Annotated in this window: 22 protein-coding genes, 1 tRNA gene and 1 pseudogene; 9 read left to right on the top strand and 15 right to left on the bottom strand. The window is 71.4% G+C overall.

The features are described 5' to 3' along the window. Positions 1–67: 67 nt before the first annotated feature. Positions 68–141, top strand: a tRNA-Met gene (locus ACGFYQ_RS32610). Here ACGFYQ_RS32610 and ACGFYQ_RS32605 read toward each other — a convergent pair. The 6 genes from ACGFYQ_RS32605 to ACGFYQ_RS32580 form a co-directional block, all read right to left on the bottom strand. Continuing rightward, on the bottom strand, positions 139–1596 hold the full coding sequence (locus ACGFYQ_RS32605; RefSeq protein ID WP_393749787.1) for a hypothetical protein: 1458 nt from the start codon (positions 1594–1596) through the stop codon (positions 139–141). The genes ACGFYQ_RS32610 and ACGFYQ_RS32605 overlap by 3 nt on opposite strands. Further along, entirely contained in the window at positions 1560–1937 is a 378-nt protein-coding gene (locus ACGFYQ_RS32600) for a hypothetical protein (RefSeq protein WP_393749786.1), read from the bottom strand. Before ACGFYQ_RS32600 ends, ACGFYQ_RS32605 begins: the two co-directional genes overlap by 37 nt. A 253-nt stretch (positions 1938–2190) precedes the next feature. Then, a complete protein-coding gene (locus tag ACGFYQ_RS32595; protein ID WP_393749785.1) occupies positions 2191–2625 on the bottom strand; it encodes a hypothetical protein in 435 nt (144 codons plus the stop codon). A 381-nt stretch (positions 2626–3006) separates the two neighbouring features. Next, positions 3007–3153 carry a hypothetical protein gene (locus ACGFYQ_RS32590; RefSeq protein WP_393749784.1) on the bottom strand — a complete coding sequence of 49 codons (147 nt, stop codon included), beginning with the start codon at positions 3151–3153 and terminating at the stop codon, positions 3007–3009. 92 nt (positions 3154–3245) lie between these two features. Further along, positions 3246–3518: a hypothetical protein gene (locus tag ACGFYQ_RS32585; RefSeq protein WP_393749783.1), complete on the bottom strand. Its 273-nt coding sequence runs from the start codon at positions 3516–3518 to the stop codon at positions 3246–3248. A 283-nt stretch (positions 3519–3801) separates the two neighbouring features. After that, positions 3802–5070, bottom strand: coding sequence for a TerD family protein (locus ACGFYQ_RS32580; protein WP_393749782.1), 1269 nt, complete (start codon positions 5068–5070; stop codon positions 3802–3804). A gap of 257 nt (positions 5071–5327) precedes the next feature. On the opposite strand from ACGFYQ_RS32580, the gene ACGFYQ_RS32575 reads away from it, so the two are divergent. Further along, on the top strand, positions 5328–6947 hold the full coding sequence (locus ACGFYQ_RS32575) for a poly(3-hydroxybutyrate) depolymerase (protein ID WP_393749781.1): 1620 nt from the start codon (positions 5328–5330) through the stop codon (positions 6945–6947). 31 nt (positions 6948–6978) lie between these two features. Here the strand turns inward: ACGFYQ_RS32575 and ACGFYQ_RS32570 are convergent, their stop codons facing one another. From ACGFYQ_RS32570 to ACGFYQ_RS32545, 6 genes are all read right to left on the bottom strand, one after another. Beyond that, complete coding sequence (locus ACGFYQ_RS32570; protein WP_393749780.1) at positions 6979–7680, bottom strand: DUF4232 domain-containing protein; 702 nt, start codon at positions 7678–7680, stop codon at positions 6979–6981. 124 nt (positions 7681–7804) lie between these two features. Next, the gene (locus tag ACGFYQ_RS32565) at positions 7805–8737 is read right to left on the bottom strand and encodes a carbohydrate ABC transporter permease (RefSeq protein ID WP_393749779.1); all 933 of its coding nucleotides are present in this window, start codon (positions 8735–8737) and stop codon (positions 7805–7807) included. Beyond that, complete coding sequence (locus ACGFYQ_RS32560; RefSeq protein WP_393749778.1) at positions 8734–10065, bottom strand: ABC transporter permease subunit; 1332 nt, start codon at positions 10063–10065, stop codon at positions 8734–8736. The genes ACGFYQ_RS32565 and ACGFYQ_RS32560 overlap by 4 nt, the downstream gene beginning before the upstream one ends. A 10-nt stretch (positions 10066–10075) precedes the next feature. After that, on the bottom strand, positions 10076–11407 hold the full coding sequence (locus tag ACGFYQ_RS32555; RefSeq protein ID WP_393749777.1) for an ABC transporter substrate-binding protein: 1332 nt from the start codon (positions 11405–11407) through the stop codon (positions 10076–10078). Positions 11408–11474: 67 nt separating this feature from the next. Continuing rightward, positions 11475–13154, bottom strand: coding sequence for a glycoside hydrolase family 13 protein (locus tag ACGFYQ_RS32550; RefSeq protein ID WP_393749776.1), 1680 nt, complete (start codon positions 13152–13154; stop codon positions 11475–11477). A 219-nt stretch (positions 13155–13373) separates the two neighbouring features. Then, complete coding sequence (locus ACGFYQ_RS32545; RefSeq protein WP_393749775.1) at positions 13374–14648, bottom strand: ABC transporter substrate-binding protein; 1275 nt, start codon at positions 14646–14648, stop codon at positions 13374–13376. 168 nt (positions 14649–14816) lie between these two features. On the opposite strand from ACGFYQ_RS32545, the gene ACGFYQ_RS32540 reads away from it, so the two are divergent. The 5 genes from ACGFYQ_RS32540 to ACGFYQ_RS32520 all read left to right on the top strand — a co-directional run bounded on the left by ACGFYQ_RS32540 (position 14817) and on the right by ACGFYQ_RS32520 (position 21180). Further along, positions 14817–15323: a PadR family transcriptional regulator gene (locus ACGFYQ_RS32540; protein ID WP_393749774.1), complete on the top strand. Its 507-nt coding sequence runs from the start codon at positions 14817–14819 to the stop codon at positions 15321–15323. Then, positions 15320–16087, top strand: coding sequence for an ABC transporter ATP-binding protein (locus ACGFYQ_RS32535; RefSeq protein ID WP_393749773.1), 768 nt, complete (start codon positions 15320–15322; stop codon positions 16085–16087). The genes ACGFYQ_RS32540 and ACGFYQ_RS32535 overlap by 4 nt, the downstream gene beginning before the upstream one ends. A gap of 2 nt (positions 16088–16089) precedes the next feature. Continuing rightward, positions 16090–18429, top strand: a complete 2340-nt coding sequence (locus ACGFYQ_RS32530) for an FtsX-like permease family protein (protein ID WP_393749772.1) — start codon at positions 16090–16092, stop codon at positions 18427–18429. A 159-nt stretch (positions 18430–18588) separates the two neighbouring features. Further along, on the top strand, positions 18589–20232 hold the full coding sequence (locus ACGFYQ_RS32525; protein WP_393749771.1) for a serine/threonine-protein kinase: 1644 nt from the start codon (positions 18589–18591) through the stop codon (positions 20230–20232). 132 nt (positions 20233–20364) lie between these two features. After that, entirely contained in the window at positions 20365–21180 is an 816-nt protein-coding gene (locus tag ACGFYQ_RS32520) for a class I SAM-dependent methyltransferase (protein ID WP_393749770.1), read from the top strand. On the opposite strand, the gene ACGFYQ_RS32515 is transcribed toward ACGFYQ_RS32520, so the two are convergent. Next, the gene (locus ACGFYQ_RS32515; protein WP_393749769.1) at positions 21140–22057 is read right to left on the bottom strand and encodes an oxidoreductase; all 918 of its coding nucleotides are present in this window, start codon (positions 22055–22057) and stop codon (positions 21140–21142) included. The two genes, ACGFYQ_RS32520 and ACGFYQ_RS32515, sit on opposite strands and share 41 nt — an antisense overlap. Positions 22058–22214: 157 nt before the next feature. Here ACGFYQ_RS32515 and ACGFYQ_RS32510 point away from each other — a divergent pair. Then, positions 22215–22373 (top strand): annotated as a pseudogene (locus tag ACGFYQ_RS32510) (LacI family DNA-binding transcriptional regulator); the annotation flags it as partial. Positions 22374–22652: 279 nt separating this feature from the next. Then, positions 22653–23309, top strand: coding sequence for a DUF5701 family protein (locus ACGFYQ_RS32505; protein WP_393749865.1), 657 nt, complete (start codon positions 22653–22655; stop codon positions 23307–23309). Positions 23310–23418: 109 nt separating this feature from the next. Here the strand turns inward: ACGFYQ_RS32505 and ACGFYQ_RS32500 are convergent, their stop codons facing one another. Both ACGFYQ_RS32500 and ACGFYQ_RS32495 read right to left on the bottom strand, forming a co-directional pair. After that, positions 23419–26109 carry a tetratricopeptide repeat protein gene (locus ACGFYQ_RS32500; RefSeq protein WP_393749768.1) on the bottom strand — a complete coding sequence of 897 codons (2691 nt, stop codon included), beginning with the start codon at positions 26107–26109 and terminating at the stop codon, positions 23419–23421. Between the two features lie 133 nt (positions 26110–26242). Then, positions 26243–26812: a maleylpyruvate isomerase N-terminal domain-containing protein gene (locus tag ACGFYQ_RS32495; protein WP_393749767.1), complete on the bottom strand. Its 570-nt coding sequence runs from the start codon at positions 26810–26812 to the stop codon at positions 26243–26245. Positions 26813–26936: the final 124 nt, after the last annotated feature.

The following is a 26936-nucleotide window of genomic DNA, read 5'->3' as shown; positions in this document are numbered from 1 at the left end:
GACACCGGTTCCTGAGCGAAAACCGGTCGAGCACCGCCCCGCGGTGCCGTAGGGTGGGGTTCACCGACGCGGGGTGGAGCAGCTCGGTAGCTCGCTGGGCTCATAACCCAGAGGTCGCAGGTTCAAATCCTGTCCCCGCTACTGCCCGGAAGGGCCCGGATCCTCCATGGATCCGGGCCCTTCTGTCGTTCCGGGTCGCTTCGGGGCGCGAGGCCGCGCTGCGAGGAGCGTGGTGTTGGCCACCGCACCAGCACCGAGGTTGATCACCCGGCCGCCGGTGCGGTCCGGCCCGACGTGGCGGACCAGCGCTCCGCAGATCCGGCCACCGACCAGGAACGGGGAGAGCACGTACGGAAGCCGGAGATCGCACTGTGCGCCGGATGAGGGGTCGAGGAACGGCATCCGGACGGTGTCACTGTCCACGCGACGTTGGACGACGACGGTTCCCTGCCGGGCGCTCTCGGTGACGAGGGCGCGCCAGCTGTGGTCGTCGAGGTCCGCGCCGAACACCACTCCGCGGCCGCTGCCTTCGTTCGCGGGCTTGAGGACCAGGTCCGCCCGCTCCCGTACCGCGCGGCGCACGACAGCGTCCCGGTCTCCGCGCGCCTGCTGGGGCCCTGCCCATGCGGTCCAGGGGACGTGTGAGAGGACCAGCGTTGAGAGGACCAGCGTGCGGTCCGCGGCGGGCAGCAGGCCGAGGTCCTCGTAGAGCCAGGCCAGGACCTGCTTGCTCCGCAGCAGCCGCATCGTCTCCGGCAGGAACAGCTCCACGGTTCCGGCGGCCAGCGCGGTGGCGATCGCGTCCACGCCACCCGAGTCACATGTGATCATCCAGCTGTGGAACCAGTTGAGGACCATGCCGACACGGGCATCCCCCGCGTACAGACGGCCGTGCTGGTCGGTGCGCAGCCGGCCGAGGTCCTCCACCACGACGTCCAGCCCCGCGCTCGTGGCTGATTCGACGGTCGGTCGCAGGTAGGCGCGCAGCGCACGCCGGTTGCCGAGTTTCGCGGCCTGCCCGAAGCGGGTGCGCCAGGTCGGCACTATCAGGCAGCCTCCAGGCCGGCTCCGCCGGGACATCAGTGCGGCCAGTAGAGCCGCGCGGGCCGCCAGGATCGGGGCGGGGGCGGCCAAGGCGGCGCCGGGCCACAACCGGGCGTACGCGTCGGCCATCCGGTCCAGCGCAGGAATCCCGTAGATGGTGGCCGAGATGTTCAGCTCCAGGAACTTCGGGACACCCTGACACAGCAGGACATCGGGCCGGGCGACCCGCAGTACCTCGTCGTGCTCCAGCGGCCGGGCAGGGGTCAGCAACCGCTGCGGACATCGGTCGTGCATCACCTCCCGCAGCTCGCCCACCGTGGTGGCCCGCCTGCGGCAGGCGTCGACAGCCATCCGCAACAACCGCTCCGCGACCGCACCCAGCGCCTCGTAGTCGCGGTGGGCGATGACCAGCGGGCGCATCGGCTGCCATGGCCGACCGCGCTGCCATCCTTCCTGCGCCCCGTACGGCCAGCGTCCCGCCGCAGCACGTCGGGGGAGGAAAGCGGTCCGGTCGCTCATGGCGAGCTGCTCCCAGCGGTCGTGGAGTGCCATGGGCACAACCTGGTCGGCGGGCACCGGGCCGGCGTGGCGGGCTGCCCGGCCGCAACCAGCCCGGAGGCAAGGCTTGCCCCGCCCGCATCGGCCTCGAAGGCGACCAGCACGGGAGGTCTCTCACCGACCTGCCGGGCTACGAGCCGGACCTCGTCGGGCGTCGGCTCACGAAACACCGGATCGTGGAAGGCCGCCGGACACGTGACGAAGACCGGGTCACTGAACACCAGCTCCAAGCCGTGGGCGTACGAGATGTCGCGCCCGGCGCCCAGGCGCAGCCGGCCGGGGTCCCAGGCAACAATGTCCCAGTCCCACCAAGACCCTTCGGGAAGCTCGACCACGGCCCGTTCCCCCGATCCTTGTGCTGACGCGAGCGTGGGAGCTCACCTGACAGCAGTCTGGACGCCTCAGCGGTCGTCGTTGATCAAACCTTGTGTCATGCCAGGACGATATCCGTCCCGCTCAACAGCCCTCGACGTGCCCCGAAACCACCGGCATGCAGACGCCGGAGAGGCTGTGGGCCTCTCCGGCGTCTGCAGTGTGGGACGGGCGGCTCGCCGGGATCTGATCCCGGGGCTGTGGGGCTGTCGGCCCTCACTTGCCGAGCTTCGCCTTCAGGGCGTCCTTGAGCTGGTTCTTGATCACCTGCTTTTCGACCTTGCTCACGGTGCCGCCCGTGCCCGTGCCGTCACCGCCCACCGAGGTGGCGTCACCGGTGTTGACGGCGTCGGCACTGGCGTTGCCGCCGGTGGCCGCACCCGTGGTGACGTCACACCCGCCCTCACACTGACCGACACCCGAGTTGGCGTTTCCACCAGTGGCGGTACCACCGACCGTCGTGTTCTCGGCGTTGGCGTCACCACCCGTACCGATACCGTCGGCGCTGTCACTGGGGGCCAGGGTGACGGCGTGCTGCGGGACGGCGGCCGGCGCGGCCATCGCGGTCGCCGGCAGTGCGATACCGCCGCCCACCAGCGCCAGGGAAGCTCCGGCCAGAACAACACGACGAGTCGAGAACAGCTTGTGCATGAGAATTCTCCATTCGATGTAAAGAAAAGGAATTGAATACCGTCCCGCAGAACAGGCCGGGAATAGCTTTCCGACCTCATTTCCTCCCGGGCTTCCCCGGTGGGCACACTTCAAATAAACCCTGCGAGGGCACGTGCGTCACGCCACTCGAATACGTGGCTGGACATCCAGAACCGATCTTGGTAATGGCTGCCGCCATACCGGCGGTGCCAGCCGTCCGGCGCCGCCGATCCACTCCTGCCGACTCAACCTTGGACGTGGTGGCGCGCTTCTACGCCGCGGACTCAGAAGGCCGGCACGTCCGCCGCAGCGGACGTGCCGGCCTTCTCCACACTGGTGACGTTCTCAGCTCATCAGATCCGGCGAGAAGTAGTCCCGCAGTCAGGCGATCTTCCCGTCACGGATGCGGAAGATCTGCACCAGCGATACAGGCACGTCCTCGCCGTTCCCGTCGAAGACCGTGTCGATTTCGGCGATGAACACGTCGGGGCTGGAGGTGGCGAGAATGCGGTTTCCGCGAACGATCACGCTCCGCCGGATCGTCTTACGGTCGACCACAGAACGCGCCGTAGCGCCGTACTCGGCCCGCGGCACCGAGGGACACCCGCCGCGCGGAGCCCTTACTCGGGGGCTACCCGGCAGGCGCTCACCGCGGTCCCGTTGGTCACACCGCCCTTGGTCAGACCGGACACACACTGTTCGTGGTCGCCGGTCAACCCGACGTAACACGCCGTCCGGACGGACTCCGGGGCCTCGCCACCCTGTAGCTCCCGCTCGACCTGGTTGATGCAGGCCGTGACGTCCGCGTGGGCGGCGGGAGCCACCAGGGCCGCGCCACCGAGTGCGAGGGTCAGGCCGGTGAGGACACCTGCGATACGGGTCGACGCGTGCATGGGACGCACCTGCTCTCCGGGATCGCCGCGCGGCGATCCCGGAACCCGGGTGTGCCGGAGCCGCGCGGGAACGGGCGCCGAGCGCACGCGGCCGAGGTACGGCCACCGGGTCCGGGGCCCCCGCACCGGACCGGCTCGGCAGGGCTTCCCCTCCCTCCTTCGACGCTAGATCAGGCCCCTGTCGCACGCACCCGCTGGAGCCGGCACCCACCCGCTCCGCCCCTGCTGGTCAGCGGCTCCGGCCGGCGTCGACTCGTACCCGCACGACGACGGGCGCAGTCCGTCAGTCCTTCTCGGCCACGTGCCAGGTCATCCCCCAGCCGTACTCGATGTCCACAGCCTGCTGCTTGAAGATGCCGGGCGGCAGCAGGAGGTACTTCGCCTCTCGCCGGACGATCAGTTCCCCGCCCACGTTCTCGATCAGTGCGATCGCAGCGACCGGCGAAGGAACGGTGCACTCGTCCAGGCGCACCTCGATCGGCGGACCGGTGGGCGGATACAGCGTGGCGACCCCGTGCAGACCCGCGAAGCTGGACGCCCCGGCGTAGATGACCACGAACACCAGGATGCGCTTGATCTCGGCGGCATGATCAAGATTGATCATGAGGTTCTCGCCGGTCTCACTCGCGCCGGTCCGGTCGTCCTGGTCCAGCTGGATGTACGGCGGCTGGTCGAACGCGCCGAACTGGTTGTTGATGGGGTGGACGATCCCCATCAATCCGTTCTGCAGCTCCCACAGACAGGAGAGGTCCAGGTCGACGTCCTCCAGCCGGACGGCGTCCTTCCCCTTGTTCATCCAGCCGCGCGGCGGCTTGGGGACGCTCCACGAGAGATTGACCCGCATGCCTCCTGAGGTGGCCCCCTGCTTGGTCAGCGACACCGAAGGGGCAGCCTTCGTCAACGTGATCTTCGACAGCCGCACCGGCTGGGCACGCGCGGGCGACGGAGCCTGCGGCGCGGCGGGAAGCGGCGCGGGCCGAAGGGGCTGCGGCGGAGACGCCGCCTGCTGCACCGGCGGAGGCGGGGCGGGCTCGTCGACGGTGATACCGAAATCGGTGGCGAGCCCTGCCAGGCCGGACGCGTATCCCTGGCCCACCGCCCGGAACTTCCATGCGCCGTTGCGCCGATACAGCTCCCCGAGCACGAACGCCGTCTCCGACGTGGCACCTGTGGCATCGAACCGCGCCGTCTCGGCGCCGCTCTCCGCGTCCAGCACGCGCACGAACAGGCCGGACACCTGACCGAACGTGGCGTCGGTGGAAGCCGCGACCACCACGGTCCCGATGTCCTGCTCCACCGCGGACAGCACCACCCCGATCGTCTCGAGCGCGCCCGTGCCGTCCTGGCGCCTGCCCTCGTGACGCACAGCACCACTGCGATGCACGGGCTGGTTGTAGAACACGAAGTCGTCGTCCGACCGCACCTTGCCGGCCGCCGTCAGCAACAGAGCCGACACGTCCACATCGGGGGCTCCGGGGCCTCCTTGCCAGCCCAGCTCCACCCGGACCCTGGTACTTGCCACCGGTACGTTGGCACCCTTTTGTAAGGACATGTGGGTCCCCCTTCCGCAGCCTTCCCCACTCCCGCAGCGTACGAGGTTTTGGCCTGCTCCCCTCCCCGAAGGCGGATTTCCCTTTCCCCAGGGGAAGTTGTGGGGGTCTCGGCCGCCTGACGGACCGGGTCCAGGGTGTCAACCGCCATAGACGGGCGGGCTGTTGTGGCAGTCACGACCGTGCGTACGGGATCTGGCCGGAAGCTATCGTCGCAGCCGTCCGAACCAGAGAGCCGTTTCACATCAGTGGAGGGTTTGTGCATCCATTTCTTGGAAGGCTCGGTGGGGCTGCCGCCGCCCTGCTGCTCGGCGTCGGTGTGCTCGTCGGCGGCCCGGCCTCCGCTGCCGCCGGGGTCACCAGGGCCGCCGCGGCCGCCGTCCCGCCCGTCACCGGCGAGCTCAAGGCGTACAACGTCGACGGCATCTACAGCGCCGGCGTCTCATCCGGCGGGTACATGGCGACCCAGTTGCACGTGGCCTATTCCGGTACGTTCGACGGCTCGGCCGCGTTCGCCTCCGGACCGCAGTACTGCGCGCAGAACGACCTGGGCAAGGCCCTGAACGCGTGCATGGAGGTCTACCAGGACCTCCAGCTCGCCACCCTGAAGCAGACCACTGCGAACTGGTCGGCGCAGGGCGTCATCGACGACGCGGCCGGCCTCAGCGGCGACCCGGTCTACGTCTTCAGCGGGTCCGGTGACTCGACCGTCGAGCGCCCGGTGTCCACCGCGCTGAACGACTACTACCGGCACTTCGGCGCCAACGTGCTCTACAACAAGAGCACCACCGCCGGCCACGCCTGGATCAGCCCGCTCGGCCCGAACGCGTGCACCGTCACGGCCAATCCGTGGATCAACAACTGCGGCATCGACGCCGAACGCGAGTTCCTGGGCCATCTCCTCGGCTCGGTCAGCGCACCCGCGGCCGACCCCGGTGGCAGCCTGATCCGGTTCGACCAGAACAGGTACGCGCCCGGCGGCGCCGCCAAGCCGATCTCCATGGACGAGAAGGGGTTCGTCTACGTCCCCACGAGCTGCGCGAACGGCGCGGCCTGCAAGGTGGTCGTCACTCTCCACGGCTGCAAGCAGGGCTACTCGTACCAGGGCTTCGGCACCCAGTTCATCGACAAGGCGTACCTCAACGAGTACGCCGACACCAACAACCTGATCGTCCTGTACCCGCAGGCCATCGCGACCACGACGCTCGACAACCCCAACGGCTGCTGGAACTGGTGGGGCTACCTCGGCGACCCCGACTACGCGCGGCACGGCGGCAGGCAGATCGAGACCATCATGGGCATGGTCAAGGCCCTCGGCGGCACGGGCTCGACGACGCCGCCCACGGGAACCGTCACCCTGCCGAGCGTGGACGCCGAGGACGGCTACATCAAGGCCGCAGGTGACGGCTCGGGCCCGGCCGTCGGCACCCTGGAGGAAACCTCCGGTCTGGCGCTGGGACGGGGCGCCGACGGCAAGTTCAACCGGACCCTTCTGTCCTTCGACACCGGCGCCGTTCCCTCCGGGAAGGAGATCACCCGAGCCTGGGTGACCCTGACGAGGAGCAGCGGATCCGGCGACCCCTGGGCCGGACCCGCCGGCAACCGGATCCTGGTCGACGTCCACACCGGCTGCCTCGGCGGCTGCACGGTGGAGACCGCTGACTGGGCCGCCGCCGCGACGGCCGCGGGCACGGCCGAGATCGGCCCCTTCGCGTCCGGCAGCAAAGCCTCCGGCGACCTGTCCGCCGCTGGCCTGTCCGCGATCAACCGCTCCGGACGGACCCAGATCCGCCTTCGGTTCGAACAGAACCAGACGGCTACGGCCTACCTCTTCGTCAACAAGGACACACAGGCAACTCTGACCGTGGAGTACCGGTAACGGGCGCGTCGGGACCCCCCGTCGCCGGTGGTCAGGAGGGCTTGGTGGGCGAGAAGGCAGTGACGGTCGCCTTGTTGTCGCATTCGGCGAAGACGCCGTCGTCCATGGAGATCTGGTGCGAGCCCGCGCCGGGCACGCCGAGGACGATTGTGGGGAAGCTGGCGGGCGTGGCGCCGGATACGCAGTAGCCGTCGGCCTCGCCCTGGACGTTGACGAAGGTGAGCTTCGTCCAGGCGCGGGCGCCCGGGGCCAGGGACACCGTGGAGGCCGAGCCGCTGTGGGTGATGGCGAGCGGGACGTTCTTGTCGGGCGAGCCGTGGCCGGCTCCGGCGACCGTCGGGAATCCGTGGAGCGTGCAGGGAAGCGTCGAGGTGTTGGTGACCGAGACGATGGCGGCTCCCGTTCCCGTACCGGGCGGTCGGACATCGGCCTGGTGGGCTTCGGAGACCTTGATCTGGTCGATCTTGCACGCCTTCGTCCCGCCTCCCGAGCCGGGTACCGAGGGGCTGGGCTTGGTGCCGCCCGTGCCACCCGTGCCACCCGTACCGCCCCCGGCGGAGGAAGTGCCGCCGGTGGGCGTCGGCTTCGCCGACTCCGCGCCCGCGGGCGGCGTCGACGGCTTGCCGACCGCGCCGTCGTCGCCGGCTGGTGTGCATCCCGCCATCAGGGCGGTGACCGCCACCGCCGTCACCAGCGCTGCCGCGGTCCTTCTGACGCCTGCTGTGTACTGCATGGGGCGCTCCCCGAGGTTCACGGCCGGTCCCACACCGGCACTCGTCGCTGGACACGGCGTCGCGCCCCACTCGGGTTCCCGGGGCGCGACGCTGTGGCGGTTCCGTGACGCGCCCATGACGCGGCTATTTCACCGAGCCCGCCATGACGCCCTGGACGAAGTGCCGCTGGAAGGCGAAGAAGACGATCAGCGGGACCACCAGGGACAGGAACGCCCCCGGCGCGAGGACGCCGATGTTGCTTCCGAACTGCCGCATCTGGGACTGCAGCGCGACCGTGAGCGGCTGGGACCCGCTGTCCGCGAAGAGCAGCGCCACGAGCATGTCGTTCCAGACCCAGAGGAACTGGAAGATGGCCAGGCTCGCGATGGCCGGACGGCCGAGCGGCAGCACGAGCCGGGAGAAGATCCGCCACTCGCTGCCGCCGTCCATCCGGGCGGCTTCCAGCATTTCGCGCGGTATCTCGGCGAAGTAGTTGCGCAGCAGGAAGATCGCGAACGGCAGCCCGTAGGCCACGTGGAAGAGGACGACGCCCGCGATCGTGCCGAACAGTCCCACCGCGCCGAAGAGCTTGGCCACGGGCAGCAGTCCGATCTGCACGGGTACGACCAGCAGTCCGACGACCACCAGGAAGATGCCGTCCCGGCCGGGGAAGTCCAGCCACGCGAAGGCGTATCCGGCGAGTGCCGCGATCGCGACCACCAGGGCGGTGGTGGGCACGGAAATCAGGATGGTGTTCCCGAAGGCCGCCGCGATGCCGGAGTCCTTCAGCAGGGCGCTGTAGTTGTCCAGGGACAGCTGGGACGGGTCGGTGAGCGCGGTCCACCAACCGTCGGAGGCGTTGTCCCGCTCGGAGCGCATCGAGGACAGGAACAGTCCCGCCAGTGGGGTGATCCATACGAGGGCGACCAGGATCAGCGCGCCCTGGACGACGGAGTTGCCCAGCCAGCGCGACAGCCTGCTCCTGCGGCGCGGCCCGGGCGCGGACGGGACGGGGACGGGCCTGACCGCCGCCGCCCGCCGGGACGGTCGGCGCTCGATGGTGCTGTGGCCGCTCATGCTCCACTCCTTCGGAAGCGCCGGATGTTGAAGATCATCGCCGGGACGACCAGCAGGAGGAGCACCACGCTGAGCGCACTGCCGAGCCCCTGGTCGTTGCCGCCGCCGAAGGAGACCAGCCACATGCGGGTGGCCAGCACGTTCGCCTCTTCCTGGACGGGTCCGGGCGCGATGATGTAGACGAGGTCGAAGACCTTCATCACGTTGATCACCAGGGTCACGAAGACGACGGTGAGCACCGGTGCGAGCAGCGGCACGGTGATCTTGCGGAAGATCTGGCCCTCGGTGGCACCGTCCATCCGCGCGGCCTCCAGCGCGTCGCGTGGGATGGCCGCGAGGCCGGCGCCGATCAGGACCATCGCGAAGCCGGTCCACACCCACAGGTAGGCGCCGATGATGGCCGGCGTCACCAGCGCCGGACCGAGCCAGTTGACCCCCTGATAGGGAGCCGCGAAGTTGGCCGCGGGCAGCCTGACGGTGTACTCGCCGTCGGCGAGCCCGGTGAATTGGAACGAGCCGTCGTCGGCCGTGGTGGCGGTCGCGGCCACCCGGCCGTCCCGTACGGCCTCGACCGTCATGCCGGGCAGGCCCTTCTCGCCCGGGTCGACGGTCCCCGGCGTGCCGGCGCCGCCGGGGGCGAAGTCGAGATAGACGACTCCCCCGATCTCCTGCGTGCCGGGCGCCGCGGCGGCCGCGGGCTTCGCGCCGGCGGGCATCGCGTCGGGTGCCACCCCGACGAAGCCGAGGCTGACCGAGCGGCCGGGACGTACGGTCTCCGCGGTGCTGTACGGTCCGCCCGCCGTGCCGGTCAGACCGTGGTCCGCCCGGGCTCGGGCCGTCGGATAGGCCGCGGCGTCGTCGAAACTGTCGTGGACGCCGACGACGGCGGCGTTGAGCACGCCCCGGCCCGGGTCCTGTTCGTAGGCGAGCCGGAAGATGATGCCCGCGGCGAGGAACGACACGGCCATCGGCAGGAAGAGCACCAGCTTGAAGGCGGTTGCCCAGCGCACCTTTTCGGTGAGCACGGCGAGCATCAGTCCGAGTCCGGTCAGCAGGGTCGGTGCGACGACGACCCAGATGGTGCTGTTGCGGATCGCCTTGAGGGTGGCCGGGTCGTGGATGATCGCCGCGTAGTTCCCGGCTCCGACGAAGCGGTCGCCGCCGGCGTCGAAGAAGCTGCGGCCGATGGAGAAGAGGACCGGGTAGACGACCAGCGCGCCGAGCAGCAGCAGGGCCGGCAGGACGAAGACGACCGCGAGGCGGCGCTTCCTTCGCTGGGCCCGGCGCCGCCCGTCGGCCGCGGCGCGGGCGGTCACGGTGTCAGCCATGGGATCCGCCTCAGTTCCCGTAGGCCTTGGCGGCCTCGGCCTCGAGCTGTGCGGCCGTGCCCCGCGGGTCCGACGGGTCGCGCAGGAAGTCCTGGAGGAGCTTCCACTCGCCCGCGCCCTTGGTGCCGCCGAACGCGGCCGGCGCCTGGTCCGACATGTCGAAGCGGATCGAGTCGCCCGCCGCGATGAGCGACTCGGCGGTGCTGCGGGTGACGGCGTCGCCGTACGAGGCCATGTCGACCCGGAGGTTCGGGGACAGGAAGCCGCCCGCGCCGGCCCAGACCTCTGCCGCCTCGGGGCCGGCCAGGAACTCGAGCAGCTTCATGCCGCCCTTGCTGTTCGTCCCCTGCTTGAGGACGACGGCCGCGTCACCGCCGCTGACGACCGGCGCCTTGCCGCCGTCGACCGCGGGGAACGGGAAGAACTTGGCGTCCTTGCCGGGCTGCTTGCCGAACTGGTCCTTGGCGACGCCGCCGACGAAGTCTCCCTCGTAGACCATGCCCGCCTTGGGCTCGGGGCCGAAGACCTGCTCGACCGACGAGGGGAAGTCCGTACCCAGAGCCGTCTGGGCGCCGCCCGCGACGAGCTGCTTGTCCTTGAACAGGTCCCCGAGGGTGGTCAGCGCCTTGACGACGCTGTCGTCGGTCCACTTGAGCTTGTGCTGGGCGAGCTGGTCGTACTTTTCCGGCCCGGCCTGGGAGAGGTAGATGTTCTCGAACCAGTCGGTGAGGGTCCAGCCGTCCTCGCCGGCTATGGCGAAGGCCGGGCGGCCGGAGTCGGCGAGGGTGCGGCCGGCCTTCAGCAGGTCGGCGTAGCTCTTGGGCTCGCTGACGCCCGCCTGGGTGAAAGCCTCGGGGGCGTACCAGACGGTCGACTTGTGGGCGGCTTTGAAGTAGAGGCCGTAGTACGTGCCGTCGACGGTGCCGTAGTTCTTCCACACCGGGGCGAGGGTGGAGCCGGCCGTCTTCGCGGTCTGGTCGGACAGGGGCTGGAGCCAGCCCTCCTTGGCGAACTGCTGGAGCACGCCCACCTGGGGGACCATCACCACGTCGGGCGCGTTGCCGCCCTCGATCTTGCTTCCGACGAAGGTGGAGACGTTGTCGCCGGAGGGGACGAAGACCGTCTTGGCGCCGGTCTTCTCGGTGAAGGCGTCCAGGACCTTCTTGAAGTTCTTCTGTTCGCTGCCGGTCCAGACGCCTGCCACGGTCACGGTCTGGCCGCTGAGTTCACCGCCGCCGGCGGGTCCGGTGGTACCGCCGCAGGCGGTGGCGCCAAGGGCGAGGGCGAGGGTCGCCGCTGCGGTGGCCGCGGTCCGTCGGGTCGTCTTGCTGGGTCGTCGCATGATGATGTCCTTTTCCGGGGGGTTCGGGGACTGCGGGGTGGGACGTGACGTCACTCGGGCCGCGGGTTCACGGGGCCGGGCACTCGGCCGTCCACCAGGCGGCGGTCGCCGCGGGGAGCACGCCGGCGGGGCAGGGTCCGCTGGCGAGCAGCGGGGTCCCGGGGACCGGAGCGGGCACCGGCTCCGTGCCGAAGTTCACCGCGCAGATCAGGCCCTCGCCGCGGGCGATCGCCAGCACCTGCGCAGGCGCGTCCAGCCAGCGCAGGGTGCCGTCGCCGAGCTGCGGCAGGGTGCGCCGCAGCTGGAGACCGTCCCGGTAGAGGTGCCAGAACGAACGGGTGTCGGCGAGGGCACGGTCGGTGGCGTGCTCGGCGAACCACTCGGGCTGCGGCAGCCACGGCTTGGCGCCGGCCGCTTCCTGGCTGAAGCCGAACGGGGAGGCGTGCCCGGACCAGGGCAGTGGCACGCGGCAGCCGTCCCGGATGTGCTTGCGGCTGCCGGTGCGGTGGAAGATCGGGTCGGTGAGGACCTCGTCGGGCAGGTCGAGGACCTCGGGGAGACCGAGTTCCTCGCCCTGGTAGACGTAGGCGGCGCCGGGCAGGGCGAGCATCAGGAGTGCGGCGGCGCGGGCGCGGGCGGCTCCCAGTCCACTGCCTTCCACCCCGGGCTCGCCCGCGTAGCGGGTGACGGTGCGGACCTGGTCGTGGTTGTTGAGGACCCAGGTGACGGTGGAGCCGGTGCCGGCGATGTCGCGTATCGCCTCGGTGATCGTCGCGCGGAAGGCGTCGGCGTCCCAGGGCGCGCTGAGCAGGTCGAAGAAGAACGCCTGGTGCAGTTCGTCGGGGCGGACGTACTCGGCGTGCTCGCGTGCGGTCGGCACGGACACCTCGCCGACCAGCAGCCGCTCGTGGCCGTCCCGGGCGGTGTACTCCTCGCAGACCGAGCGCCAGCGGCGCCATACGTCGTGGACCTCGGGCTGGTTCCAGGCGAGCTGGTTGACGGCGTCGCGGGCGCGCTCGTCGGCTCCGGGGTCGTCCGAGTCGGGCAGTTCGGGGTGCTTGAACAGCCCGGCGGCGACGTCGATGCGGAAGCCGTCGACACCGCGGTCCAGCCAGAAGCGCAGCACCTGCTCGAAGTCGTCGCCCACGGCCGGGTCGCGCCAGTTCAGGTCGGGCTGCTCGGGCGTGAAGAGGTGCAGGTACCACTCTCCGGGGGTGCCGTCGGGCTCGGTGATCCGGCTCCAGGCGGGACCGCCGAACATGGCGCGCCAGTTGTTCGGCGGCTCCGCCCCTTCCGGGCCGCGGCCGGGCGCGAAGTGGAAACGGGAGCGCGGCGCGCTGCCCGGCGCCGCGGCGAGTGCCTCGCGGAACCACGGGTGCTCGCTCGAGCAGTGGTTGGGGACGATGTCGAGCAGCAGCTTGAGCCCGAGGCGGCGGACGTCGGCCATCAGCCGGTCGAACTCGGCGAGGTCGCCGTAGACGGGGTCGACACCGCAGTAGTCGGCGACGTCGTAGCCGTGATCGTGCTGCGGCGACGGGTAGAAGGGGCTGAGCCAGATGCCGTCGACACCGAGCTTCCTCAGGTAGGGAAGCCCGGCCCGTACGCCGGCCAGGTCGCCGATGCCGTCCCCGGTGCTGTCGAGGAAGCTGCGGACGTAGACCTGGTAGATCACCGCGTCGCGCCACCAGGCAGGTGTGGTGGCAGTGCGGAAGGGATGGCCGGTGTCGGCCGGAAGGGTGCTGAGCATCTCGCGTCGACCTGTTCTGCTGAATGCGAGAGCGCCCTGGATCAGGTGCGCTGTTATGCATGCATGTTAAGTAATGACGACTGGAAGGTGTCAACGATGTGTCTAGAAACAGCAGAAAGTTGGGGTAGTTTGCGGCTGAATGTCCGCATGCACGAAAGAGGGCCCCTACTTAACATGTAAGTAGAGGCCCTGCGGGGAGGAAGGCAGAGGAGTGTGCGATCAGCCCTTGTGGGAGATGGCCCCGAGTTCGCGCGCGAGCCGCGCCACTGCCTGTTCCGGCGTCTGGCGCTGCGCCATCACGTCCTGCGCCACGGCCTGCACGGCGAGGCTCACCTGGTCGTAGCGCGGACTCTTGGGGCGCGGCACCGCCGAGAGCACGCTCTGGCGAAGCGTGGGCAGGTACGGATACGCGCGGATCAGCTCGGGGTCCTCGTACAGTGCGGCGCGCACCGGTGGCAGCGAGCCCTCGGTGAGTACCTGTCGCTGGACCCGCTCACTGGTGAGATAGGAGATCAGATCGGCCGCCGACGCCGGATGCCGCGCACGGCTGCTCACGGCGAGGTTGGAGCCACCCAGCACGCTGGTGCCGGGCCCGTCGGGCCCGGGCAGCGGTACGACGCCGAACCTGCCCGCGACCTCGGACCCTTGTGCGCTCGCGTCCGCGTACACGTAGGGCCAGTTCCGCAGGAAGAGCAGCCGGCCGTCCTGGAACGCCCGCCGCGACTCCTCCTCCTTGTAGCCGAGCGCGTCGCGGGAGATCCAGCCGTCCCGCACACCGTCCGCGAGGAACCGCAGTCCGGCGCGCGCCGCGTCGGAGTCCACGGTCACCCGGGCGCCGTCGTCGCGCAGGATCGAACCGCCCGCCGAGTGCACGGCCTCGGTCACGTTGACGGTGAGCCCTTCGTACGGCAGGAACTGACCGGCATAGCCGTCCAGTCCGTACTTCGGGGCGATCGTGCGCGCCTGGCGGACCAGCTCGGCCCAGGTGCGCGGCGGTTTCTCGCCTTCCCGGTCCAGGATGTCCTTGCGGTAGTAGAGCAGTCCCGCGTTGGTGACGTACGGGACCGCGTACAGCCGGCCTTCGAAGGTCGCGGTGTCGACGACCGGCCGCAGGAAGGTGTCCAGAGGGAAGCGGTCACGCTCGAGCGGGGAGATCCATCCGGCCGCCGCGAACTCGGGCGTCCAGGCGACGTCGATGTTCAGTACGTCGAACCGGTCGCGGCCCGATCGCAGTTCGCTGATCATCTGGGCCCGGGTCTCGTCGGCCGAGTCGGGCAGTTCGACGAGCGTGACGCGTTCGTCGGGGTGGCCGCGGTTCCAGTCGTCGAGCAGTGGGGAGAGGTAGTCGGTCAGATCGCCCGCCGTCACGAGCGTCAGGGGGCCGCGCCCCTCGGAGGCCACGTCCGCGTCGGCGCGGACGCCGAAACCCGCGTATCCCGTCAGGACGACCGCCGCGACCAGGAGAGCTCTACCCGCGGCACGCATCCACCGCATAGATTCCTCCCAGTGCACGATCCGGCTGCGCCGCCGACCCTCGCGGCCTATATATACCCGTTAGGCATGGGCGATACTAGACGTCCAGGCAGACGATACAGACGGCGGCGCCACTCGGTCCGATGCCGAGTGAACAGTTGACTACCGGGTGGAAGGGAGGGGGAGCGAGTGCGGCTGGCGCTCCTTGCGCTCCTCACCCGTAGCCCTGCGCACGGTTACGAGCTGAAGCAGGACCTTGAGAAGCTCCTGGGCGCCGCGTACCCTCAGCCCAACGTCGGCCAGATCTACGTCACCCTCGGCCGGCTGGAGAAGAGCGGCCTGATCGAAGGCGAGGACGTCGAGCAGTCGGGCCGGCCCAACAAGCGCACGTACAGGCTGACGGACGCCGGGCGCGAGGCCGTGCTGGCCTGGTTCGAGGAGACCGCGGAGGAGCCCCGGGTACGGGACGAGTTCTTCATGAAGCTCGCGCTCGCACCCCGGTCGGGTCTGGCCGACCCGGTCGCGCTGATCAACAAGCAGCGGCGGCAGTACCTCAACACCATGCGGGACCTGTCCAAGCTGGCCGCGGCGGAGGACCGCGACAACAAGATCTCCCAACTGCTGATCGAGGGCGCCATGCTGCATCTGCAGGCCGACCTCGACTGGCTGGAACGCTGTCAGGAGGAGCTGGAATGAGCGACGACGCCACCGGCGCTCCTGCCGTGCCCATCGTGCGCGCCGAGGGCCTGACCAAGACGCACTACGGCGAGGGCGCGGCGGTGCATGCCGTGCGCGGGGTGGACCTGTCCGTCCAGCCGGGCGAGTTCGTCGCGGTCACCGGGCCGTCGGGGGCCGGCAAGTCCACGCTGCTGCATCTGATCGGCGGCCTCCAGCGGCCCGACAGCGGGAAGCTGTGGCTCGGCGGAGAGCGGGTCGACGAGTACCGCGAGGCCCGCTGGGCGGTCCTCAGGCGCCGCAGCATCGGCGTCGTCTTCCAGTTCTTCAACCTGGTCTCCAACCTCACCGTCGCCGACAACGTCGAACTGCCCGCCCTGCTCGCCGGCGCCTCCCCGAAGGCCGCCCGCGACTCCCGCGCCGAACTGCTCGCCGAGCTCGGCCTCGAAGGCCGCGAGCGGTCGATGCCCGGAGAGCTGTCCGGCGGCGAACAGCAGCGGGTCGCGCTCGCCCGCGCGCTGGTGAACCACCCCGCTCTGCTGCTCGCCGACGAACCGGCCGGCAGCCTCGACAGCAAGGGCACCCGCGAGGTGCTGCGGCTGCTCTCCCGGTTCCACCAGCGCGGCCAGACGATCATGATGGTCACCCATGACGCCCGGATGGCCAGTGCCGCCGACCGCGTCATCAGCTTCTTCGACGGGCGCATAGCCGACGACGCGGCACTCGGCGACGGGCGCCGCGAGCCGGGCGGCGGCGTCCGCGGCGTACTCGAACTGAAGGAGTGACCGTGCGGGCCACTCTGCGCTGGGCGCAAGCCGACTTCCGCGCACACCGCGGCGAAGCCCTCTTCGTCGTGCTGGCCAGCGCCGGGATCATCGCCTCGCTCCTGCTGGCCGGCGCGCTGTTCAGCTACGCCGCGAACCCGTGGCAGCGGATCTTCAACCAGTCCCAGGGCGCGCACATCTGGCTGCACACCCGCGCCGGGGCGACCCCGTTCACACCAGACGTGGACGCCCTGTCCGGCGTGGACGGGATCGCCGCCCTCTCCGGGCCGTTCCGCACGGCGGCGACGACCGTCGAGTCGCGCGGCGCGCGGGCCGGGGTGACGCTGCGCGCAGCCGCCGTGGCACCTCCGGAGACAGGGCGGCCGCTCGTCACCGCGGGCGGCTGGCTGGCCCCATCGGACGACGGCGCCCAGGCCGGCACCGTCGTGCTGGAGAGTTCGGTCGCGCGGGCGCTGTGGGCCGAGCCGGGTGACACGGTGCGGGTCACCGGGCCGGACGGCGCCCCGCACGCACTGCGGGTGAGCGGGATAGCCGAGGCGGCCGAGCCGGGCTACCGGCCGGGCGGCGGACCGGGCATCGGCTGGGTGCTCTCCGGCACCCTCGACGAGATCGCCCACGGTGACACCGGGCAGAGCGTCGGACTGCGCCTGGAGGATCCGGACGACACCGACTTCATGGTCCAGCGCGCCGTGACCGTCCTCGGCGCCGACCGGGTCGCCCAGGTCACCAAGTGGCAGCAGGCACGGGCCGAGGCGGGCGGCGACGACCGGCTCCTCGGGCAGATGTTCGCCGTCTTCGGGCTCGGCGCGCTGCTCGCGGCAGCGCTCGCCGCGGCCGGAGCGATCGGTGCCCGGGTCCGCGGTCAGCTGAGGGACATCGCCATCCTCAAGGCGGTCGGCTTCACCCCCGGCCAGGTGACCCGCGGCTTCCTCGTACAGCATCTGGCCTTCGCGCTCCTCGGCGTGACCCTGGGCACGGCGGCGATCGCCTTGCTGGGCGCCCGGATACCGGGGCGGATCGGGGAAGCGGCGGCCGTGTGGCAGGACCTGCCCGGCCACACCGCGCTGATGATCGGCGTTCCCTGCGGCGCGGTGCTGCTGATCGCGGCCGCCACCGGACTCTCGGCCTGGCGGGCCGGACGGGTGCCGCCGGTGCCGGTGGCCCGGGCGGCGCTGCCGTCCGCCACGCCGATGACCGCACTCGGCAGACGGGCGCTCGGAATGCGCGTGCCCCCCGCCCTGGTCCTGGGGTGGCGGGCGGCGTTCCCGCGACGGGGCCGGACGCTCGTGGCGGTGGCCCGGCTCGCCCTGCCGATGGTGCTCATCACGGTCGCGCTCGTCGCCTGGTCGACGCTGGACCAGTTCCGCAGCCGACCCGCGAGCATGGGACTGCCCGCGGCGCTGACCGTACGGGCCGAGCAGCCCGCCGGGCCGTCGGACTCGGAGCTGGAGAAGACCCTGGCGACGATCCCGGACATCGCCGCGGTCCATCCGGGCGCGGAGATGGCTGCGCTCGTGCCGGGGCAGACCGGCACCATCACGCTCCGCGGGCTGGGCACGGCTCGGCACCCGTATCCCTCCGAAGTGGTGGAAGGCCGCGCGGTCGGCGGTCCGGACGAGGCAGTGGCCGGGCAGGGGCTGCTGGATCTCCTCGGGGTGCGGGTCGGCGACTGGGTGCGGATGACCGTCGAGGGACGGCCGCAGATCCTGCACCTCGTCGGCCGCACCATCGAACCCGAATCCGGCGGCCGGGTGATCACCACGACCATCGACGCGCTGCGGGAGCGCGATCCGCGACTGCGGCCCGACTTCCATGCCTTGGTGCTGCGCGAGGGGGCGGACCCCCGGGCGGTGAGCGGCACGCTCGCCGTGGCGGCAGGCGGAACGCTGGAGATCCGTGAGACGCCCAATCCGGCCGACCGGCTGGAACCGGCACGCGGAGTGATCGCCGCCCTGATCGCGGTGCTGGCACTGATCGGGCTGATCGAACTGCTGACGCTGATCAGCACGGGAGTACGCGACCGGGGCCGGGACCTGCTCGCGCTGAAGGCCATCGGGCTGACGCCCCGGCAGATCGGGGCGACGATCGTGACGGCCGCCGGCCTGACCGCGCTCGTCTCCGCCGTGGTGGGGACGACGGTGGGTGCGCTGTCCGGCAGCTGGCTGGTGGACGCCCAGGGCGCGGCGAGCGGGATCGGCGCGGGGATCGCCCAACTGCCGCCGCTGCCCATGCTGTTGACGGTGACCATCGGAGCGGTGCTGGGTGCGGTGGCGGCGGCGGCGCTGCCGGCGGCACGGGCGGCACGGCGGCGGCTGGCGGACTCGCTGAGCGAGACGCTCTGACCCCCAGCCCCCGGAGAGCAGGGGGTCCTCACGTCATTACATCTGTCATATCCCCGATCGGTGGCCGAGATCCGGGAACAGGTGCCGGCGCGGGGGTGACGCTGACATCATGGCGCGGCAGCGGTGGCGCGACTGCCGAGTTGGCCGGAAAGGTGCGGCATGGAGCGGGAGATGGAGTCGTTGCGGGCCGGGGATCCCTCGCAGGTGGGCCCGTACCGGATCGCGGCCCGGCTGGGCAGCGGAGGCATGGGGGCCGTCTACCTCGGGCGTTCGCGCGGCGGCCGGTCCGTCGCGGTGAAAGTGATCCGGCCGGAGCTGGCCGAGGACCCGGAGTTCCGGATGCGGTTCGCCCGCGAGGTGAGTGCGGCGCGGCGGGTGAACGGCATGTACACGGCCGGGGTCGTCGACGCCGACCCGACCGGGGACCCGCCGTGGCTGGCCACCGCCTACGTCGCCGGGCCCTCGTTGAGCGAAGCCGTACGGGACCACGGGCCCTGGCCCGAGGAGTCGGTGATGGCACTGGCGGCGGGAGTCGCCGAAGCCCTGGAGGCCATCCACGTCCAGGGTGTGGTGCACCGGGATCTGAAGCCGTCCAACGTGCTGCTCTCGCCGGACGGGCCGCGCGTCATCGACTTCGGGATCTCGGCGGTCGCCGAGGCCGTCACCGAACTCACCCGTGCCGGAACCCTCATCGGCACGCCCGGCTTCATGGCCCCCGAGCAGCTGACGGGCGGCAGGGTCACCCCGGCCACCGATGTGTTCTCCCTGGGCGCCGTGCTGGCGTTCACCGCCACCGGCACCGGGCCCTTCGGTACCGGAACCGCCTCGGGGCTGATGTACCGGGTGGTCCACGACGAGCCGGACCTCGGCGCGCTGCCGGTCCGGCTGCGCGCTCTGGTGGCCGGATGTCTGGCGAAGGATCCCGCCCGGCGCCCGACCGTCTCCGCGCTCCTCGACGAGCTCGCCGGGGTGCTGGACACCTCGGTCGGCTTCACGTGGCTTCCCCCGTATCCGGCCCGGCCGTCGTCCTCGCCGGCGGCCGCAGCGCCCGACGCGGCGAAGGCTCCCGCCGATCCGCGCACCCCCACGACCGTCGACCCGGTGGCCCCGACCCGGACGGCTCCACCGCCGCTGCCGTCGCATCCGCCGGTGGTCGCCGACGTACCGCGGGGCTACGGTCCCCCGACCCTGGCCGGGCCGCGGTCCCGGCGGGGCGCCCTGGCGGCCGCGGGGGCCGCGGTGGTCGTGGTCGGCCTGCTGGCCTGGCTGGTGCCGCGGGCGATCGACGTCGGCAACACCGGCAACACCGGTGGAAAGGGAGAATCGGCGTCCTCCGCGGGGCCGACCGCGGGGCAGACGGCCGGGTCGGCCGCGGGGCAGGGCGATGGTGCCGCAAGCTCGGCCCCCGGCACCACCCGTACGCCTGGCACTTCGGTGTCACGCGTCCCGTCGCAGCCGCTCCCGGTCGTCGGTTCGTGGCAGGGGACCTACCGGTGCGGCCAGGGCCTGACCCGGCTCGACCTCACGATCACCTCGCCGGGCGGGCGGGCGCTGGAAGCCGTGTTCGCCTTCTCCGCGCACCCCGACAACCCCGGCGTGCCCAACGGCTCCTTCACCATGATCGGCTCGTTCGAGAGCGGCCGGATGACCCTGCGCGGAGACCGTTGGATCAACCGCCCGCGCGACTACCTCACCGTGGACCTCGACGCCGTGGTCGCCGGGGAACGTCCCGCCGTCATGTCCGGCGCGGTCATCAGCTCGGTGGCCAGCTGCACCGACTTCGCGGTCGGCCGCCGGCCGTGACGGAACCGCGCACGGCCCGCGCGAAGGCCGTCCCCGGCGCGTGTCGTGACCGGGTGGCCGATACTGGAACCACGGGGTTCCGCGGGCAGTGGCCCCCCGGGCCCGCCCCGTACGGAAGGCGGTGGCCGACGCATGTACCCGTCCGTTCCGACGCCCGGCCAGTACGGCGAGGCCGTGTTCCCGCCCGATCAGGCCGGTGAGGACGAGCGCATCGACCTCGGCGCCCTCGCCTACGACGACATCACCGTCGCGCGGCTGCGGGAGCTGGGCGCGGGACCCGGATGGAGCTGCCTCGACGTGGGAGCGGGCACCGGCAGCGTAGCCCGCCGGCTGCTCGGGGAGTTGGGCGTCATACGGGTGCTGGCCGTGGACCGCGACGTCCGCTTCCTCGCCGCCCACCCCCAGCCCGGGCTCGACGTCCTGGAGACGGACATCAGCGCTCCCGGGTTCGATCCCGGACGCTTCGACCTGGTGCACGCCCGCTTCGTGCTGATGCACCTGCCCGCCCGGGGGCAGCTGATCGCACGCCTCGGCGAGCTGCTCGTCCCCGGCGGTGTGCTGGTGCTCAGCGATGCGGTCGACCTGACGAGCGAGGCCGCGCCCCCGAGCCCGTACGGCCGGGCCATGCGAGCCATGTGGCAGGGCCTGCGCGACACCATCGGCACCGACGTCACCTGGACCCCGCGCTACCCGCAGCTGCTGCACGACATCGGGCTGACCTCCGTGGCCGCCGAGATCCACGTCCCGCCGCTCTTCCCCGGCAGCCCCATCAGCCGCTTCTGGGCGGGGACATGGGGCCGTGCGAGGGAGGCGATGACGGCGACCGGGCTGGTGGACGACGCGGACCTCGACGTGGCGATCCGGTACCTCGACTCTCCCGACTGCGCGGCGCTGTCACCCGGGATGATCACGGTCTGGGGCCGTCGGCCCCCGGCAGGGGGAACGTGACGCCGGTGAGTTCCTCCGACATCCGCCACAGGCGGCGGGCGCGTCCGTCGTCCTGGGCCTCGGGGCTCAGTACGGCGGGGCCGGGGTGGCCGCGCAGCTCGCCCCGGCCCTGCGGGCCCGTGTAGCTGCCGCCGGGCAGGGGCTGCGTGGCGGCGTAGAGGATGGGCAGGGCGCCCATGGCGTCGGACTGGGCCACGAACCGGTTGGTGAGCTTCATGATCGTCCGCTGGACGGGGCTGGCGCTGCTGCTCTGGAGGTTCGTCGCCGCGTACCCGGGGTGGGCGGCGTGTGCCGTGACCGGTGAGCCCACCGCGGTGAGGCGGCGCTGGAGTTCACGGATGAAGAGGAGATCGGCCAGCTTGGACTGCTGGTACGCGCGCCAGGGACGGTAGTCCTTGCGCGAGTTGATGTCGTCGAAGTCGATGTCGACGCCCTTCCTGCGGTGCGCGTTGGAGGCGACGGAGACGACACGGCCGGTGATCCGGGGCAGCAGCAGGTTGGTGAGCGCGAACGGCCCCAGGTGATTGGTGCCCAGCTGCATCTCGAAGCCGTCGGCCGTGCGGCGTTCGGGGATGGCCATGACCCCGGCGTTGTTGATCAGGGTGTCGAGGGGCCCGTCCCACTCCTCGGCGAAGGCGCGGACGGAGGCGAGGTCGGCCAGGTCGAGCCTGCGGACCTCGGCGTTCGCGCCGCAGCCGACCGCCACGGCCTCGCCCCGGGTGGTGTCCCGCACGGCGAGTACGACCCGTGCGCCCGCCCGCGCGAGCTCACGCGCCGTGATGGCCCCCAGGCCGCTGCTGGCGCCCGTCACCACGATCGTGCGGCCCGTGAGGTCCGGCAGGTCGGCTGCGGACCAGGCCGCGGCGTGCGCGCTCATGGTGACCAGTATCCCAGCGGAGGGGCGGTATGCGCCAAAGATGATGTTCGGTCCCTCCCGAGCCGCGTCGGCCGCATTCCCTTCTCTTCCCGATCGGCCCGCATCGGCGAAGATGGTGGGATCACTCGTCCTCAGCAGGTGAGGAGCACGCGCGCAGATGCCCACTTCCGGTCTCGGCTCCAAGCCACCGACGATCGCCGATGTCGCACGTGCCGCCGGTGTGTCGCGCACGACGGTCTCGCACGCCCTCAACGGGCTGGGCAAGGTCGACCCCCGGACGCGGGAGCGCATCAAGCAGGTGGCCGCCGAGCTCGGCTACCGGCCCAACCTGCGGGCCCAGCGGCTGCGGCACGGGCAGGCGAAGGCCATCGCGCTCGCCTCCTCCATGCCGTTCTGCGCTGCGCGGGCCGGTTCCCGGCCATGGGGCGGGGCCCCGAGCCGCCTCGGCCGCGGTGACGGGCTGTCGGTCCCCGCTACGGCCGACCACGGTGGGCCCTTCGAGTACGGATCCGGGGAGTTCACGACAGGAACAATCCGGCAGGCCGCCTCGTTGATCCCAGGTCTATTGCTGCGATCCGCGAACCCGAGGAGTACCTTGCCCGATACCTCGTCCACCGCCACCGTGGCCCCTCTCCCGCCGCTCGCCACCCAGGCAGATCACCTGATCCGGCTCGGGGTGCACGAGCTCGCGGGGATCCCCGCCGACGAAATGCGGGCCTTCGCCGAAGGCGCCGGCCGCGGGGACAGCGACGCCCTGCTCGCCGTCCACCCGGACCGCGCCCCCGCCTCCGTCCTCGCACCGCTGCTGCGCCATGACGGCAAGTCCGGCTTCGTCGTCACCGACATGCCCGATGTCGACCACTTCGCCCCCTGCGCCATCGAGTTGCCCGACGCCCCCCTCTACCTCGTCACCGGCCTCGACCGCGGCGACCACATGGCCAACTGGAGCCCGGACGAGGCACTGCCCGCCCTCACCAAGGAGAACCGCACCCCGCTCCTGCTCACCGAAGGCATCCACTGGGTGCTCCAGCAGCCGGCGGTCCTCGAGCGCAACCGCTGTTTCATGACCATCGGCTCCCGGCTGCGCAAGGCGAACGGCGCCCTGGACGCCCGCACCCCGGCGATCTGGATCAGCAACGGCACGGGGCGCGACGGCCGTGAGCGGCGCAACGCCCCGAAGGTCGGCTGGTGCTGGTGGGGCAACCGCCACACCTGGCTGGGCTTCGCCTCCGCCACGGGCCGCCGTCACTAGTGCTGTGACCGGCAAGGTTCACCGGGTCGCGACGATCAGCGACTGTGCGGCTGCCTCCAGGCCGAGGCGAGCCGGACGCCTGCGTTCAGTGACGGGTTCGCAGTCCGGATCAGTCCTCGTCGGGCACGGCCCGTGCGCCGTCACGACCGGACATCGCGGCGAAGTACGGGTTTGCGGCCGCGGCGGTCCGTGCCAGCTCGTCGGCTCCGGCCGCGTCGCCCGCTGAACGGAGGGCTCGTGCCAGGTCGTGCACGCAGGTGGCCTCCTGCCAGGCGTAGCCTCCGGCGGCGTAGATCGCCCTGGCGGCCTCGAGCTCGCGGCGCGCCTCCGCCGCTCTTCCGGTCTCGCGGTACGCGACGCCCAGCAGATGGCCCGCCGCCGCCTCGGCGTGGCTGTCGCCTGCCTCGCGGCAGGTGCGTACGGCGCTCTCCAGCGCTGGTACGGCCTCGTCGGCGTGGCCGGAGCACAGGTGCAGCCAGCCCAGGTCGCGGAGGGTGTGCGCGTGCCAAAGGGTGTGGCCGACCTCGGCGAAGACGGTGAGCGCGGCCTCCGCTTCCTCACGGGCGCGGTCCATGTCGCCGAGACCCGCGAAGAGGCGGATCCGGGCGTTGCGCACACGCCCGGACCACAGGCGCTCACCGAGCTGATCGAAGATCTGCAGGGCGCGCTCGTAGCTCGCGAGTGCGGCGGTGCGCTGTCCGAGCAGCCGCTGCACCCGCCCCTGGACGTACAGGGTGCGGGCTTCCCACGACCGGTCGCCCAGGCGCCGGAAGCCGGCGGAGGAGGCCCGCAGCAGTTCTCCGGCTTCAGCGAACTCCCTCTTGTAGGCCAGTGTCTCGGCGAGAGTACGGCGCAGCCGGGCCTGCGCCCGCAGGTCCGCGAACTCCCCGGCGATGGCGAGCGCCTCGCGCTGGCACGACTCCCCCTCGGAGGGCATGCCCCGTGCTCGCTCGATCTCGCCCAGCATCTCCAACGCGAGGGCCAGGTGCCAGCCGTCACCCAGCGCGCGGAGCTGCTCGACGGCGGCGGACATGTGGGCGGCCGCCACGTCGTAGCGGCCCTGCTCGCGCTCGATGCGGGCGGTGAGCGCGAGCGTCCTGGCCGCCCCGTGAGGTCCGCTGTCCGGTCCGCCGCCGTCTTCGAGGGCGGCCAGGGCGCCGACGAAGTCCTGGTCGGCCAGCCGCAGCGCCGCCCGGGCACGGGCGTGTGCCGACCGGGGACCCGTCTCCGGGGCGGCGAACATCGCGGTGAGGGCCTCGGACGCGAGGTCGAGGTCGTCGAGGAAGTAGGAGGCGCACTCGGCGATCAGGGGCGCCACCTCGGGCAGCCCGACCTGGGCGGCCTGGGCATGCACCCACATCAGCCGTTCCGCCTCGGTGGCGAACCATTCCGCGGCGGACTGGCCGGCTGCGCTCGCCGCGGGAGTCACGGACTCGCGGGCGGCGAGCTCGGGCGCGCGGACCGCGGCGAGCCGCAACGCGGTGTCCCGGTAGCCGAGGACGATCCTTTGCTCCGTCAGGCGGCGTTCCTCCGGCGGCAGCTGACCGTACTGGTCGCGGGCGAAGACGCGGACCAGGTCGTGCAGCCGGTACTCGGGCTCCGGGTTGGAGGCGTTTCCGCTCACTTCCATCAGCGCCGTCTCCATCAGTTCGTCCAGGGCCCCGGTCGCGGCGGCGGCGTCATCGGCGACCAGCCCGACGTGCCACTCGGTCAGCCGCCCGCGCGGCAGCCCGCCCAGTGCGCCCAGCATCCGCTGGGCGGGCTCCGACAGGTCCCGGTGACTGAGCAGCAGACATGCCTGCAGGCTGCTGTCCTCGAATGCGAGCTCACGCAGGCGTGATTTCTCGTCCTCCAGCCGTGCCCTCATCCGCCGCAGAGTGAGGTCGGCGCGGGACTGCAGCCGGGCGCCGACGATCCGCAGGGCGATGGGAAGCCGACCGCAGAAGTGGACGATCTCCAGTGCGGCGGCGGGATCCTCAAGAACGCGCGACCGGCCGGCGTAGTGCGAGAGGACCGCGAGCGCCTCGCCCTCTTCCGGCAGGGAAACCCGGATCTCCTCACGGTGGCTGATGTTGCCGACCGAGAGGGCCCTGCGGCTGGTGATGACGACGCCACATCCGGGTCCGGACGGAATCAGGGGCCTGATCTGTTCGGTGGAATGCGCATTGTCCAGGAGTACGAGCATCCGTAATCGGCCTGCCAGCGACCGGAACATGGACGCTCGGTCGCCCACGCTGCGCGGGATGTCGGCCGTGGCCACCCCGAGACTGCGCAGGAAGTGCTCCAGAGCCTGGGCGCTGGAGACCGGCACAGTGCCGTCGCCCCGTAGATCGATGTACAGGCGCGCGTCCGGAAAGCTGCCCTTGACCTGGTGGGCGGCGTACAGGGCCAGCGTCGTCTTCCCCGTGCCGGCCGCGCCGTGCACCACGACGACCTGCGCCCGGCCGTGGGCGGGGTCCGCGGTGTTCAGGGCTGCTCCGGCCGGTGCGACGTCCTCCAGCATGCTGCAGAGTGCGCGGGCCAGCGTGGTGCGTCCGATGAGGACCGGCATGGGTTCGAGTTGGTCGATGTCGGGGCGGTCGTCGGCTGCCTCGGCCTGGCCGGCGTCGGACCCGCGCTCAGCTGTGAACGTCAGAACGGCAACCGACCCCATGGCCGCGACCATGCCGCCGACCGCCCATTTCGTGGGAAGCCCGATGCCGAAGAGGAGATCTCCGAGCATGCCGCCCGACGCCGCCACCGCAAGAGTCGCCGGAACCAGCCAGCGCCGCTGCCCCAGGCCCGCACGTACCCCTGCCATCCGGCTCAACCCCCTCGCACATGCACGTAGTTGGATGATCTCATGGTCGCGGTCGGAGCCCGCACGCCACTGCGCATTCGGCCCGACGGGGGACGTGACAGGTCCGAATCCGAGACGACGTCCAAGAACCCGATCAGTCGGACACTGCGGCCTGCCACGTCCACGAGGTGCGGTGAGGTCGGCCTTCCAACTCGCCCCGCCCTGTGCACCAGAGGAGGACCCGGGCCGGGTCACCTGGCGGGGCGTCGGGGAAGAGACGGCGGATCACCGCAGAGCACAGGGGCGCCGGAGGCAGCCACTGCACCTGTAGTCCCTGCGTGATGTCATGGGTGTGCAGGAGAATCTCGGCGACGCCCATCGCGGCGAACCCCGTCGGGTCGCTCAACCCCCAGTGCCAGGCCCGTACGTCCGGACCGGCCGTGGCCAGTGCACTGCTGAGCAGCCCGCCGCCGACGGTGACCACGTGGAGCACCTCGCGTGGTGAGGCGCCGGTCCGGACGGTCAGGTCGAAGGGCAGGTAGGAGTCGGTGGGGCGGGCCGCCACCTGCCCGGCGTAGGCCAGCAGGTCGTGCGCGATGTGGGCAGCTGTCGTCCAACAGCTCCACTCCAGCGAACCCGCCGGCACTGTCCAGTCTTCCGTGTCGTGCGGGCCGAGTACCCGCATCATCTCGGCCACGGCCCTGTCGACGTCTCGGTTGTCCATGCGGCGCATCCCGAGAGGCTAGTGCTGTGACGGGGCAGGCCCACCGTGTTTTCCGGTCATGTCGCCTTGAGGATGGTCCGGCCTCTCCAACGGACGTCCTTTCTCGCTGCGGATGCGGGCCCGT

The organism is Streptomyces sp. NPDC048258, assembly GCF_043201995.1.
Taxonomy (GTDB): domain Bacteria; phylum Actinomycetota; class Actinomycetes; order Streptomycetales; family Streptomycetaceae; genus Streptomyces.
This window is presented reverse-complemented; position numbering and strand designations above follow the sequence as displayed.